This window comes from Thomasclavelia spiroformis DSM 1552, from assembly GCF_025149465.1.
GTDB classification, from domain to species: Bacteria; Bacillota_I; Bacilli_A; order Erysipelotrichales; family Coprobacillaceae; genus Thomasclavelia; species Thomasclavelia spiroformis.
The window spans coordinates 356,532-369,770 of the sequence record NZ_CP102275.1 but is presented as its reverse complement, the minus strand read 5'-3'; the positions used below and the strand labels follow the sequence as shown (position 1 = coordinate 369,770).

Genomic DNA, 13,239 nt, shown 5'->3' with positions numbered 1-13,239 from the left:
ACTTTTTATACAAAAGTAAAACTAGTAGCATTTAGCTACTAGTTTTACATATCGGGGAAAGGGAAACTGTTTGTAGTCTATAATATATTAAGAGAAAGGAATGAAAAACATAATTTATCTTGACTACACTTATAATATAGCCAATAATTGTAAAATTAATTCATTTAAATATTATAAAAAATCAATAAAATCATGGTATATTGTGTTATAAAACCTTCGATAATCTTACATTATACAATTTATTTGAAAATAAAAAATGATGTCTATGGGTTAACATCATTTTTTATTAAAAATTTAATTTTTAATATTAGGGAAAGGAAAATTGTTTGTAGTCCATAATATTTTTAGAGAAAGGAATGAAAAACATAATTTATCTTGACTACACTTATAATATAGCCAATAATTGTAAAATTAATTTTAGTAAATTATATATGTCTTTTTGGCTATCTTTTTATATCTTCTCAAATGTCCGCAAAGCCTTATTTTATCGGCTCTACGGGCATTTTTCTTTTGTGGTAAACCTCACATATCTAGGTCTATCTTCTTATATTTTCGCTATCAAGCGTGGTTAAAATCGTGGTAAATACTTCTTATGCGATTAGACGCTGAACCTCTGATTTTGCGGTATCTATGGACGCATGAGCATACCAGTTCATTGTGATACTGATATTTGAATGACCCATGATATACTGTAAATCTTTCGGGTTCATGTTCTTGCTTGCCAGCCTTGTGCAGAATGTATGGCGTAGCGTATGTGGTGTGATATGTGGCAAGGGGTTATCCTTATGGTGCTTGTTGTATTTCTTTACCATACGGACAAATAAGGCGTTGTAATCAATCGCAACTTTGGGCTTGCCTTTATGATTGACAAATAGGAAATTGCTCCGTCCGTCTATCACAAATGGTTCTGATTTTGGGCGTTTCTTCATAACCCGTTGAAATGCCTGTATTGTTTCTCTGCTTAATGGCACTTGCCTTATTCCGCTCTTTGTTTTAGGCGTTTCAATGTAATAGCCCTGTTCCTTGCTCTTTAGTAACTGGTGGTCGATAATCACAACTTCATTCTTGAAATCAATATCGGCTACTGTCAGTCCGCACAGTTCCGAGATACGAAGTCCTGTTTTTAATAATATCAGCACATCATCATAATGCTTGTGATACACATTGTCCGTCTTGATAAATGAGAGTAAGGCTTGTTCCTGTTCCTCTGTCAATGCGACTTTCTCTTTGGTATCATTTTCTAGGACTTCACTTAACTTGAAATCAAAAGGGTTTTTCCTTACACAATCGTCTTGAATGGCGATATAGAATGACGCTTTTAACGAGCGTTTATGGTTGTTAATGGTATTGTAGGAAAAGCCTTTGTCTTTCATGCGTAACGCCCATTCTTTAGCGTCAGAGGGTTTTATCGTATCAATGCTCCTAGCACCTAACTTGTCCTCTTTCAATAACCGCATGAGTTGTTCCCGTTGTTTCATTGTGCTTTTCTTCACATTTGCCCTCTGTGCGTTCTGTTTGGAATAGAGTTGACAAAGCGTCATTTTCTTGCCTGTGCTGTCGATACCGTCCTCAATATCCCGTCTTATCTGTTGTTCCAGTTCTCGAAGTGAGAGTTTTTCCCGTTTTCCCTTTGGTGTCGGGTCTGTGGGTGTCAATCTCCAAGCATACACATATTTTGTGTTTCCAAATGCGTCTACATATTTATATAAGTATTTCCCGTCTGTTCGTTGGCTCTCTCCAGTATGCAGGATACGACCTTTGTTATCCCGTCTTTTTTCTCTCATGGTGTCTGCTCCTTTCCTTGTTGGAAAGAGCCTTGATATGACTTGTGTTCATCATAACACATACAAGGCTCATTTGCATTAGATTGCGTCCAATTTATCAATAACCTGTTCAAACTGTCGGCGTTTAATCTGTATGCGGTTGCCATTCATAATGAGCCAGCCAGCGTCCTTGTTTTCCTCTGCCAATCGTCTTAATTTGTTTTCTCCAATACGGAAATACTTTGACGCTTCTTCAATGGTAAGGGTATATTTTTCCCATACGGGAATATCCTGTGCATTACTCATAAAACACCCCCTCACTTTCGATTACATCTGCTATATCCGTACACATCTGTTCTACAAGCATTTCCTGTTTTTCGGAAAGGTGGGTACATTTATCAATCATTTTCATGTAGTTTGAGCCTGTCAGCCTGTCGATTTCCTCTATCATCACGATTGACGGCATGACCTGTCTTTCCAGCCATTGCAGAGTGCGTTCCATATTGACAGGTACGGGGTTCATTTCAAAAGGTAAACTGTCATGGGAAATGAATATCTCCCACAACGGATAGTCAGGAAATTGCACAAAATCAGTAATAAGGTAAAACACCAGCCCATGAGGGTTATACGTCAATAACAGTTCCTCAACCGCCTGTACTGCCTTTTTATCACGCAGACGAATTTCAAAACGGTTGATAATATCGGTATGTTTCTTTTTAGTTGCCTGTTCCTTTTGTTTTTCATACAGGCAGAAAGATTTTGTGCTTGCCTTTGAGCCGATATAAAGGGTGCTTGCTAAATTACGGTTTTTTCCGCTTAATTTTCCACCTTGTACATTTTCATAGTTTTTACAGCGACAATCCGCACCGCCATTTTTGTATTTTTCAGACAAAACGGGAATATCCAGCAGACCGCACATATCATTGATTGCCAAGTCAAAACGTCGGATAACACCGCCACAGTCAAGACAGCGGTTTAAAAATGAATACCAATCTCTATTCTGTGCCTGTAAGACATATTCCATGTTGCGTGAGCCTGCTCCTTTTAATTCCAAGAATACGCCCATGTGTTCATCATCAGAAGCCATAACCTTGATTTCCCCATAAGCATAATGCTCTTTATAGCCATAATACCCATAGTCATAATGGATAAAATAATCTGCTTTCATGCCAAGCACCTTTCGGATAATTTCCAATGCGTCAGTCGTTGGAAAACGGACAGACAGATAATCAACGAGCAGATAAAAAGGCTTATCGCAGATATAGTAATTCAGACAACGCAGGATAATATTTTGTGTTTCCTTGCTGGCGTTGGCTTTTCCGTTCTCAAAACGGTTGATACTATATCTTGATACATGGGTAAGACTTGCAAGTTCTCCTTGTGAAAGACCGCTGGCAAGACGTTTGTTCTTCATTTCAAGTGCAAATTCTAAATTGTTCATTGTATTCCTCCAATCCCACAATAGCCTTGAAATACCTGTAAACCACTATTCAAAAGAATGTGAAGTTACTATCTTCTTAAAACTTCTTATTACTCCTTACAGCTTTGGGGCTGTATGGTTTTTGACTTGTCTTTTGTGAAATAGTACCCCCCTGTTAGATAACGGGGGCACAGACAAGGCTCGCAGGCTCGCCAGCCGACAAAGCATTTCCGTCCTTTGACGGCAAGCCGTCATGGCGTTGTTGCTGACGCACGCCAGCAGTCCTGCAATGCTCTGTCGGCAAGTCCTGTTTTACCCTTTTTAAACAAGTTCCATTTCAACCGATATTCATATCTACGGGTTTAATCAGATAGGTATTTCTTTTTGAATGTTTTTGTATTTCATTCTATTGTGCTTATTCAATTACAAGAACATAGTAATTCCTATATGCTTATTTGTCAATATCTTTTTTTGCCTTTACAAATCATATTAAGCATGATAGACTTATAAAAGTGAAGATATAACAAGATATGGAGGGTTATGCAATGAAAATAAGCCATTTAGGAAATAATATACAGACCATAAGAAAATTTAGGGGAATGAAACAACAGGAGCTTGCGGACAAAATCGGTATCAATATGCAGAGCCTTTCCAAGATTGAAAGAGGGTTGAACTATCCTGCTTATGAAACGCTGGAAAAGATAATGGAAGTGCTGGACGTAACGCCCAATGAATTGTTATCGGGAGAATGGAAGTATGTTAATCAGTCCGAAAAAGAAGTCTGTAAGTTTTTAAGAGCAGAGGAACGATTAAATGCAGAATTAAAGCACGGACATTATGACAATTTCTTTGACAGCGAAGAAGAATGGCTGGAATATGAGTTAGAAAAGTTACGGGAATACATTATCGACTACATCAACGGAACAAGTATTGAAGCGTCAGACCTTTACCCAATCAAAGAATTTATCCAGCATTTGAAATTCCAAAAACTACTAGACCGCTATGATGATTTATACAGCGTGGATATGTTTGGAGAAAGCATAGAGGGACATAAGTATAAAACACCTTATCAAGTTGTAAAAATGATAAACCCAAACTCAAAAGAGGATATGGAACTATTATCGAAATTAACGTGGGTAACGGGTAATTTTGATGATGAGGACGAATAACCTTTTTCCTCTTACGAGAAAATACAGTAAACAAAAAGCCCGATCAAGAGTGCATAGCACCACCAATGGTGGCAAGCTCTTGACAGGGCTTTTTCTTTGCAGTGGTAGGTAATCAAGAGGAAGAAAGGGATAAAATCTGATTTGTGTTAAATCAGCAAAAAGGATATCACAGTATGAGTTTGTACTACATAAGGATAGCAACTTAGAAATTATAAGATAACAAAAATGGGGAGTGAATAACCACTCCCCTGAGTTACACCTAAAAAGTAATGTAACATTGTTATCGTTAAAATGATGAATTTTTTATAAGAAAATGCCCAGTACTGACATAATTACATCTGCCCAAATTTCAGCAGTACTTTGCTTTAATCCCATTATTTCTGTAAAGAAACGAACAAGTGCCGCTTCAGCACCACCATTAACTTTCTCAAGGAAGTTAATCAAAGACCCCATATGTTTTTCTAAGAAGTTACCTATAGCAGTACCAACTCCCGGTATCTTTTTGATAGCTTTGATTATTGCACTTCCTTTTTCTTTAAGAAGTTTAAGTAATACCTTTGCTGTGACGCTAACAGCACCTTTTTCCTCTTTTGGAGAAGTTGATATGTCTAATGATTGATTTACTACTTCTGTTATTCCTTCTTTCCCATACTGCTCTACAAAAGCATTAGTAATTTTATCATATTCAGCTAATTCACTTGCAGATAGATTTAGTGTTTGAACAATTTCTCTTACAGATGAATTTTCATGAGCAAAAACTGGTGTTGCTGTTCCTAAAGTAGTTGCTGTAATAGCCATAGCTAATCCTCCAGCAATATATTTTTTGTAAGTTTTTTTCATTGTTATATCCTCCGTTTTATTTTTTGTTTTAATTCAATGTTAGAATATCCTGTTCAAAAGGAATGTCAATGTTAATCAATTCTTTAGAATTGTTGTTCATGGCTTTGTTTAAATCCACACAGCAAATTCTGCAATTTGTTGATGTTGAAAAGTAATATTTTAAACTTTCAGAACACATTACAGATGTGCAAAGAGTTTTTTCGTGATAAGGTGTCCTTAGCGGTGGCGTATAAATTACTCCTTCTGGTACATCAACAGTCTCAAAAATATTAAACATCTTATTAACTGCGTCAATTTCGTTTTGAGGTTCTGGCATATAATTTTTAGAAAATGCTAATCTAACAAAACGAGAAACTGGTGTATAATCACCGGGAATACCCAAATAGCCAGTTCCCTCACCTAACTCTTCAATTTTATAGCCGTTTACTACTTGAGTTTCTTTTGCTAAGTTTGAAATTCCTAAATAATTTCTCAAATTGATTTTATGCCATTCATATGTTGGGGAATTGGTAAGAACCCCCATTTCATTGCGATAAATTTTTAGTCCGTCAGCAAGTGGTTCGACCACTATCGACTCACCTGTTTTATCAGAAATCAAATAATGGCATGGCAATTCCATTTGACTTTCAGGTTCATCAACGGGATTGATTTTTTGTAAAAGGGCAACTGCTTCTTCAATATTTTTGCACTTTCCTAAAACAAAGGGCAATAATAATCCTAAGTTTACGTCATATTCTGCATTTGACTTAGAATTATATTGAGTGAAATGTGGAAAAAAGAGTAATGAAATCATCAATCCATGTTCATTCATTCCCTCTGTGAGAAAAGGTGTATCAAACATATCGACATTCATACCTACAATTGCATACTTAACGATTTGCTTGTTATTCTCTTTGTTTCCCATGAAAGTTAAAGAAATTTCATAACCACGGGGAATAATGGAAACTTTATTTGCACTTATATCCCCATATTCATCATAGGTTCGACCTAGAAAATGTTTCCCATCTGCCGATTGGCAGGTAAAACTACTACAACTAGCTTTCATAAAACCTCCTCCTTAATCTAATTTATGATAATAGCATAAACTATACACTAGGTGTAAAGTCAAGAGGTTATATTCTGATAATCATAAATAAAAAAATTCATTACTGCTTGTTGTCCTTTGATGTTAAATATGTGTTTCTTTTCTAAGCGTCTTTTCATTCCTTGATGTTCATAAAAACCATAATTACAGCTTGTATCTGTAAATAAATAAAAATTTTTCAGTTTTTCCTGCTTCATATAATCGAGTGTTGATTGAAAAAGCATTTTTCCAATTCCTTTTCCTCTGCATGAAGAACTTACGGCAAATAAGGCAAGTTCTGCCTGATAAATATTGTTATTTTCATTTAGTAATTGTTTATCTATTCCATTGACATTACCAAAAATTTTTGAAACACTACGTCCCTCTTTTGAACTGTATAGGGATATAATCGACTTTACCTGTAATAGTCGATTAGAAAGTGGACATTTATGTTTCGCAATATTGTTAGCCAATATAACGCCTACTACATTTCCGTCAACTACTGCTACTCTTGAAAAAGTATAGTTCGTTAAACAACTGCTTAAAAATACTCTTGCTAATTTAATTGCTGTTCTGGGACTGGTAAAAGCATCATAATGCCACGTCTCCCTGATAATAGTTTCTAAAGCTTTAAAATCTTTTTTTTGATATTCTCGTAATTCTAGTTGCACTATTCTTCTCCTTGTTTTCATCATCTATATCATGTATGATAAAATATACAGTAACTGTAATGTCAATAAGGAGATATAAGAAAATGAAAAAAGAAATCAAAAGACTAACAACTGCACAATTCGCAAAACTACATGAAGTAAATAAGCGTACATTACACTACTATGATAAAATTGGTTTTTTTCGTCCGCTTACTAAGGCAGAAAATGGTTATCGTTACTATGATATTTCACAAAGTATAGATTTTGAATATATACGTATGCTGAAAGAATTAAATATGAGTATCGAGGAAATCGAAACTTATAGAAAAAATCCTACACCCGCGGCTTTCTTAAAAATTGTGAATGAAAAAGGAAAAGAAATTGATAAACAAATTCAAAAGCTGAAAGATGTTAAAAATGTAATGAAGAGAAAAAAGGAAAAAATCGTTTTTTGTGAAACCTTACAGGAACAGGAGATTAGAATTGAAGAATGTAAATCAGAAAGGCTTTTAGTCTATCCTTATGATTTCTCAGAAGATGACATATCGCAAATTTTTTCTCACTTGAAAGATATATGGGGAATAGAACAAATACGAATGGGAATGGGAAGTTTTATTTCGCTTGATAATGTATATAAAATGAACTTTGATGAATATGCTGGAATATATACGATTGCCTTAAACAAAAAATCTGTTGCAAATAGTTTTTTTAAACCAAAAGGAAAATATCTTTGTGGTTATCAAAAAGGTACATGGAACAAATTGCCCGACTTATATCAACAGATGTTGGATTATGCCACTAAAAATGATTTACAACTTACTGGATACGCTTATGAAGTCGGTTTGAACGATTTTGTTATTTCTAATGAAGCTGATTATATTACAAAAATTATGATTAAGATTGATGAACACCCTTGACTTTACAGTTAGTGTATAGTTTATACTCTTTTGTATCAAGATATAAGGAGTGAAATGTTAATGATGAAATTATTACTACTGGCAGGAATTGTCCTTGCAAAAATTTTAATAGCAAAAGGTGTAGCATTACTGCTTATTATATTGTCATTTATGTTCAAAGGTAAGCAATTACATAAATCAACATTTGAATGGAACGAATATTTCTTATCTCTGAACGATAATTTGGTATATAGATACACGAAAATTATTTATATAATATCCACTGTTTTATCTTCTTGTGTAATGTTTTTGCTGTTTAAATTTTTTGATTTCAAATATCCAATCTCTTTAACGTTCATCATCTTCATAGTTTGTGGTTTGGTTTCATGGTATAAGTATCAAAAAGACGAAAAAGGTTATATAAAATCAAAAATTTATGAGATTAAAGAGTCAATAAAATCTGATAGTGCAAATGAAGATGTTACTCCTTAAACGCTCCACATAAAATTGAATACTTAAATATATTAGCTCGTACAAGCATTTTGTGCGGGCTTTTTTCTTATTCTTTTTCTTGTACTTCTAAAAAGTATAGACGGTATTCCCGTTTATATAATTCCAGCATATGCGGAAAGGAGGTGAGATTATGAACACATCTTCTTTCGAGCATATCGTCAGAATACAGTTTAATGCTTTGATGATGACTGTTATTAAATGCACAGTAAAAAATAGAAACAGACAGTTTGCAAGACGTTCCAAGCGTGAAATTTTATTCTGTGAATTATCAGATACGAAAAATCTGGAATGTATAACAGAGGATAAATATTCTTGTGATTACATTTCTTTTAAAGTCTTAAATTTCACAATTCAAATATCAAATGAGAAACTTGCTGTTGCTTTATATAAGTTATCGAGTAAAGAGCGTGATGTAATTCTATTACGCTATTTTCAAGGCATGAGCGACCAAGAAATAGCAGAATTATATCATGTATCACGTTCTGCTATTTATCGCAGAAGAAGTAACGGATTGAAGAAGTTAAAAACAGTATTGAAAGAAAGGAATTGAACCAATGAAAAAAGAATATGGCTACCCTACATTAAAAGTAATATGTCAAGCGTCTGCTGGAAACGAAACTGCCATAAGAGAGATTTTGAAGTTTTATGACGCTTATATTTGTAAATTATGCTTGCGTCCGTTTTACCACTTTGAAAGTGGTAAAATCACTATGCAGGTTGATGAAGAATTAAAAGGTCAAATTCATATAGAAATGATGAAAGCAATCTTGAAATTTGAAATTAGAGTGAAGTAATCATATTACATGAATAAAAAACGGGAGATACACAGATATTTGTGCTATCTCCCATGTTGTTTTTTGTGTCATATCAAGGCTCATTCAATCGTGGTAAATTCGTGGTAAAATGAATGGTTTTCTATACTTCAAAATGTTTAAAAGTATAGTGTTTATGCGGATAATCGAAAATCAGATATAAAATTTCATTTAAATATTATAAAAAATTAATAAAATCATGGTATATTATGTTATAAAATACATATCTTTAATTATTAATACCTTGATGTGGTACAAAAGAGTTATCGTTAATTGCTTCAAAACGATATCCTCTAGCCAAATAATTTTCAATTATTGTAGGTAAAGCCTCAACCGTAGTAGACTTAGCTTTAGTATCATGAAAAAGAATATTAATATTATTAGCTTTACTAGATGTTGCATTAGCAATCAATTTACTAACCGGAACATTATTACCAGAAGCATCTGTAGAATCTCCATTCCAATCATAATATTGATATCCTCGATTGATAACTTCCTTAGATAATATCGTCATAATACCTTGCGAATATTTACGTGAAATTGTATTTGATGAGCCACCAGGAAAACGAATATATCTTGGAACAAAACCAATTAGATCTTTTACCATATTTCCAATCTTATTTAAATCATCAAAATATGCATCTACTGACGTATAAACTGTCTTATAATCATGACAATAAGTATGTAATCCAATAGTATGTCCTCGTTTATGAGCTTCTTGAATCAAGTAATTATATTTTTGATTTTCTCCTGTAACAAAAAATGTCGCCTTAACATTATAACGATCTAATATATCCAAAATCTTTTGAGTATTTTCTGAAGGACCATCATCAAATGTTAAATAAACAATTTTTTCATTACTTTGTTGTAAAGTTCCAATATTCTTCTTTTCAACTACTTTAATTATTCTTTCTTTAACAACCTTATTTCCAGACCGATCTTTAGCAGTATAAATAACTTTATACCTCCCTAGTTTATCAACATTAACTTTTGAATCGTCAATATTCAATGTAGGATTAGGATCTCGATTATCACTAACACTAATTCCTAACTTATAATCTACCTTTTCACCTTTAACTATTGTCATTTCTTCAATTCCATTAATTTCAGGACCAATATCATCTTTAAACAATTTCACTTTACCCTTTTTTTCACTAACATTACCAGCTTCATCAATAACTTGGACAACTACACTTATTTCACCTTCATGATTAAATTTATATTTCTTTTTAAATTTAATCTTTGTTTTTGTTGCATCATCTATATTGGTTACCATGTCTTTTGCTTTGACCTTCATTCCTAAATCAATATCTAAGTCAACAATATCAAATTTAGGTTTTTTAGTATCAACAACTTCTAATGGTATTTCATAATCTTTATCATTAAATGTATAAATAACTTTATACTTTCCTAATTTATCAAATTTTACATTCTTAGTATTTACTTTAATATCCTTTATATTACCATTTTTAACTTTCTCAACATTTTTCAAAGCATCAAATTCTTCATTTATTTCTACTTTAATATTTTCTTGTTTAAAAACAATTGGACATCTAAACATAAAGTAGCAAACAATTACAGATACAATCAAAACTACTAATAATGCAACTATTGTTATTTTTCCCTTTATAGTAATATTTTTTAATTTTAAATTCATCAATATCCCTTCCTAACATTCTATATACTACAATAAAATGCACAATTAAACAACATAAACTAAAAAAATAGGCATGAATTATTCAATAATAATTCATGCTTATTCAAGTTACATATCAAACTATTTTTCAATAATACTTCTTACACTAATAATTCCTTTACTAGTTTCAATCTTTTCAATAATATCTTTGCAAACATCATCATTAGTATCAATTAAAGTATAAGCATATTCCCCACGTGAACGATTAACCATATTTTCAATATTTAAATTATAATCAGCAAATAATTTAGAAATACTTGCTAAAATATTTGGTACATTTTTATTAATAATACACAATCTAACTTTAGAAACACGTGCTTGATTTACTCCAGGAAAATTAACAGAATTAATAATATTTCCATTTTCTAAATATTCTTTAATTTCATTAACTGCCATTTTTGCACAATTATCTTCTGATTCAGGAGTACTTGCTCCTAAATGAGGTAAAATAATAATATTTTCCCTACCAATCAATTCAGGAGCAGCAAAATCACTAATATACTTACTTATTTTTCCACTAGCAACATTTACTAATAAATCCTTATTATTAACTAGATCACCACGAGCAAAATTCAATATTCTAACTCCATTTTTCATTAAAGCAAATGCTTCTTCATTCATAAATCCTTTTGTTTCTTCATTACTTGGTACATGAATAGTAATATAATCACATTCTCTATAAATTTCTTCCAATGTTTTTGCTTGTTTTGCATGTTTAGATAATGCCCACGCTGCATTTACACCAATATATGGATCATAACCCATAACTGTCATTCCTAATTTAATTGCAGCATTAGCAACATTAACACCAATCGCTCCTAATCCAATAACACCAAGTTTTTTTCCTTCAATTTCCGGTCCAACAAAATTACTCTTACCTTTTTCTGCTGTTTTAGCAATATTTTCATCATCTTTTAAAGTATCAACCCAACGAATACTTTCAACTATCTTACGTGATGATAAAAATAAAGCACATAATACCAATTCCTTAACTGCATTAGCATTAGCTCCAGGTGTATTAAAAACCACGATTCCATTTTCACTACACTTATCAATTGGAATATTATTTACTCCGGCTCCTGCTCGTGCAATTGCTTTTAGATTTTTACCAAAATCATAATCATGTAATGAAGCTGATCTAACAAGTATCGCATCTTCATTAGTCATATCTTCACTATATGTGTAATTTTCATCAAAATCATCTAATCCAACTTTTGATATTTTATTTAATAATTTTATATTATACATACCCATTCTCCTATTTATTAGCAATTTCAAAATCCTTCATAAACGCAATCAATTTTTCAACACCTTCAATTGGCATTGCATTATAAATAGATGCTCTAATTCCCCCAACAGAACGATGTCCTTTTAAATTCGTCATTCCTGCTTCAATGCTTTCCTTAACAAATTTAGCATCTAAATCTTTATTTGGTGTAGTAAATGTAACATTCATTAAAGATCGATTATCTTTATCACTATGACAAATATAAAAATTACTACTATCAAGATAATCATACAATAATTTTGCCTTCTTAATATTTCTTTGTTCCATAACTTCTAATCCGCCTAAGTTATCAATCCATTCTAATACTAAACCTAAAACATAAATTGCATAAGCTGGAGGTGTATTATACATAGAATCATTATCAATCATTAACTGATAATCTAATAACACTGGTGTTTTAGCTGGTACTTTTTGCAATAACTCTTCTTTAATAATTGCTACCCCTAGACCAGCAATCCCCATATTTTTTTGTGCTCCTGCATAAATCATACCATATTTAGAAACATCAATTGGCTTTGATAAAATATTCGAAGACATATCAGCAATAATTGGTACTCCATTAGTTTCCGGTACATACTTCCATTCTGTTCCATAAATTGTATTATTAGAACACAAATGCACATATGAAGCTTCTGGATCTAATTTTAACTCATCTTGAGTAGGGATATGTTTAAAATTATTAACACTACCATCATAAGCAATATTAATTTCACCATATTTTTTAGCTTCATTAGCTGCTTTTTTACTGAATGATCCCGTAATAATATAATCAGCTTTTCCATTTTTTAACAAGTTCAATGGTACCATTGAAAATTGTTGTGTAGCTCCCCCTTGAATAAATACAATTTTATAATCATCTGGTACATTCATAACTTTTTTTAATAAATCTTTTGTTTTTTTAAAAATATCTAAGTAGGAAGAGGATCTATGACTCATCTCCATTACACTCATCCCACTATTTTCATAGTTCAACATTTGTTTTGCTGCTTTTTCTAAAACAGGCACAGGTAACGTTGAAGGACCTGCAGAAAAATTAAATACTCTTTTTTCAGTCATATAAATACCTTCCTTTTCATATATTATCTTTTATTATATTGTATACAATCTTGTTTGTAAAGCGATTTAATAA

General features: G+C 32.3%; 14 protein-coding genes. 5 read left to right on the top strand and 9 right to left on the bottom strand.

The features are described 5' to 3' along the window. Positions 1-590: 590 nt before the first annotated feature. From NQ543_RS01535 to NQ543_RS01525, 3 genes are all read right to left on the bottom strand, one after another. Positions 591-1,784 carry a site-specific integrase gene (locus NQ543_RS01535; protein WP_259935446.1) on the bottom strand — a complete coding sequence of 398 codons (1,194 nt, stop codon included), beginning with the start codon at positions 1,782-1,784 and terminating at the stop codon, positions 591-593. A 78-nt stretch (positions 1,785-1,862) separates the two neighbouring features. After that, positions 1,863-2,069 carry an excisionase gene (locus NQ543_RS01530; RefSeq protein WP_002341493.1) on the bottom strand — a complete coding sequence of 69 codons (207 nt, stop codon included), beginning with the start codon at positions 2,067-2,069 and terminating at the stop codon, positions 1,863-1,865. Further along, positions 2,062-3,204, bottom strand: coding sequence for an XRE family transcriptional regulator (locus NQ543_RS01525; RefSeq protein ID WP_004610564.1), 1,143 nt, complete (start codon positions 3,202-3,204; stop codon positions 2,062-2,064). Before NQ543_RS01525 ends, NQ543_RS01530 begins: the two co-directional genes overlap by 8 nt. A gap of 509 nt (positions 3,205-3,713) precedes the next feature. On the opposite strand from NQ543_RS01525, the gene NQ543_RS01520 reads away from it, so the two are divergent. Further along, positions 3,714-4,352 (top strand): helix-turn-helix domain-containing protein, encoded by a 639-nt coding sequence (locus NQ543_RS01520; protein ID WP_004610565.1) that lies wholly within the window; start codon positions 3,714-3,716, stop codon positions 4,350-4,352. Positions 4,353-4,655: 303 nt separating this feature from the next. On the opposite strand, the gene NQ543_RS01515 is transcribed toward NQ543_RS01520, so the two are convergent. The 3 genes from NQ543_RS01515 to NQ543_RS01505 are packed head-to-tail and all read right to left on the bottom strand — an operon-like array spanning position 4,656 to position 6,926. After that, the gene (locus tag NQ543_RS01515) at positions 4,656-5,192 is read right to left on the bottom strand and encodes a hypothetical protein (protein WP_004610566.1); all 537 of its coding nucleotides are present in this window, start codon (positions 5,190-5,192) and stop codon (positions 4,656-4,658) included. Positions 5,193-5,220: 28 nt separating this feature from the next. After that, the gene (locus NQ543_RS01510) at positions 5,221-6,237 is read right to left on the bottom strand and encodes a linear amide C-N hydrolase (protein ID WP_004610567.1); all 1,017 of its coding nucleotides are present in this window, start codon (positions 6,235-6,237) and stop codon (positions 5,221-5,223) included. A gap of 59 nt (positions 6,238-6,296) precedes the next feature. Continuing rightward, the gene (locus tag NQ543_RS01505; protein ID WP_039904703.1) at positions 6,297-6,926 is read right to left on the bottom strand and encodes a GNAT family N-acetyltransferase; all 630 of its coding nucleotides are present in this window, start codon (positions 6,924-6,926) and stop codon (positions 6,297-6,299) included. Between the two features lie 83 nt (positions 6,927-7,009). Here NQ543_RS01505 and NQ543_RS01500 point away from each other — a divergent pair, with 83 nt between their 5' ends. The 4 genes from NQ543_RS01500 (at position 7,010) to NQ543_RS01485 (ending at position 9,108) form a co-directional block, all read left to right on the top strand. After that, positions 7,010-7,822 (top strand): MerR family transcriptional regulator, encoded by an 813-nt coding sequence (locus NQ543_RS01500; protein ID WP_039904705.1) that lies wholly within the window; start codon positions 7,010-7,012, stop codon positions 7,820-7,822. 60 nt (positions 7,823-7,882) lie between these two features. After that, complete coding sequence (locus NQ543_RS01495) at positions 7,883-8,293, top strand: hypothetical protein (protein ID WP_004610570.1); 411 nt, start codon at positions 7,883-7,885, stop codon at positions 8,291-8,293. Between the two features lie 151 nt (positions 8,294-8,444). After that, positions 8,445-8,864, top strand: a complete 420-nt coding sequence (locus tag NQ543_RS01490) for an RNA polymerase sigma factor (RefSeq protein ID WP_187362829.1) — start codon at positions 8,445-8,447, stop codon at positions 8,862-8,864. A gap of 4 nt (positions 8,865-8,868) precedes the next feature. Further along, entirely contained in the window at positions 8,869-9,108 is a 240-nt protein-coding gene (locus NQ543_RS01485; RefSeq protein ID WP_004610572.1) for a helix-turn-helix domain-containing protein, read from the top strand. Positions 9,109-9,355: 247 nt separating this feature from the next. Here NQ543_RS01485 and NQ543_RS01480 read toward each other — a convergent pair whose 3' ends face one another. The 3 genes from NQ543_RS01480 to serC all read right to left on the bottom strand — a co-directional run bounded on the left by NQ543_RS01480 (position 9,356) and on the right by serC (position 13,166). Then, on the bottom strand, positions 9,356-10,783 hold the full coding sequence (locus NQ543_RS01480) for a polysaccharide deacetylase family protein (protein ID WP_004610573.1): 1,428 nt from the start codon (positions 10,781-10,783) through the stop codon (positions 9,356-9,358). A 120-nt stretch (positions 10,784-10,903) separates the two neighbouring features. Continuing rightward, entirely contained in the window at positions 10,904-12,070 is a 1,167-nt protein-coding gene (locus NQ543_RS01475; protein ID WP_039904708.1) for a phosphoglycerate dehydrogenase, read from the bottom strand. A 10-nt stretch (positions 12,071-12,080) separates the two neighbouring features. Then, complete coding sequence (gene serC / locus NQ543_RS01470) at positions 12,081-13,166, bottom strand: 3-phosphoserine/phosphohydroxythreonine transaminase (protein WP_004610575.1); 1,086 nt, start codon at positions 13,164-13,166, stop codon at positions 12,081-12,083. Positions 13,167-13,239: the final 73 nt, after the last annotated feature.

Excerpts from the sequence above, each read along its gene's own strand:
- NQ543_RS01535 (WP_259935446.1), bottom strand. The coding sequence starts at position 1,784 with ATGAGAGAAAAAAGACGGGATAACAAAGGTCGTATCCTGCATACTGGA.
- NQ543_RS01530 (WP_002341493.1), bottom strand. The coding sequence starts at position 2,069 with ATGAGTAATGCACAGGATATTCCCGTATGGGAAAAATATACCCTTACC.
- NQ543_RS01525 (WP_004610564.1), bottom strand. The coding sequence starts at position 3,204 with ATGAACAATTTAGAATTTGCACTTGAAATGAAGAACAAACGTCTTGCC.
- NQ543_RS01520 (WP_004610565.1), top strand. The coding sequence starts at position 3,714 with ATGGAGGGTTATGCAATGAAAATAAGCCATTTAGGAAATAATATACAG.
- NQ543_RS01515 (WP_004610566.1), bottom strand. The coding sequence starts at position 5,192 with ATGAAAAAAACTTACAAAAAATATATTGCTGGAGGATTAGCTATGGCT.
- NQ543_RS01510 (WP_004610567.1), bottom strand. The coding sequence starts at position 6,237 with ATGAAAGCTAGTTGTAGTAGTTTTACCTGCCAATCGGCAGATGGGAAA.
- NQ543_RS01500 (WP_039904705.1), top strand. The coding sequence starts at position 7,010 with ATGAAAAAAGAAATCAAAAGACTAACAACTGCACAATTCGCAAAACTA.
- NQ543_RS01495 (WP_004610570.1), top strand. The coding sequence starts at position 7,883 with ATGATGAAATTATTACTACTGGCAGGAATTGTCCTTGCAAAAATTTTA.
- NQ543_RS01490 (WP_187362829.1), top strand. The coding sequence starts at position 8,445 with ATGAACACATCTTCTTTCGAGCATATCGTCAGAATACAGTTTAATGCT.
- NQ543_RS01485 (WP_004610572.1), top strand. The coding sequence starts at position 8,869 with ATGAAAAAAGAATATGGCTACCCTACATTAAAAGTAATATGTCAAGCG.
- NQ543_RS01480 (WP_004610573.1), bottom strand. The coding sequence starts at position 10,783 with ATGAATTTAAAATTAAAAAATATTACTATAAAGGGAAAAATAACAATA.
- NQ543_RS01475 (WP_039904708.1), bottom strand. The coding sequence starts at position 12,070 with ATGTATAATATAAAATTATTAAATAAAATATCAAAAGTTGGATTAGAT.
- serC (WP_004610575.1), bottom strand. The coding sequence starts at position 13,166 with ATGACTGAAAAAAGAGTATTTAATTTTTCTGCAGGTCCTTCAACGTTA.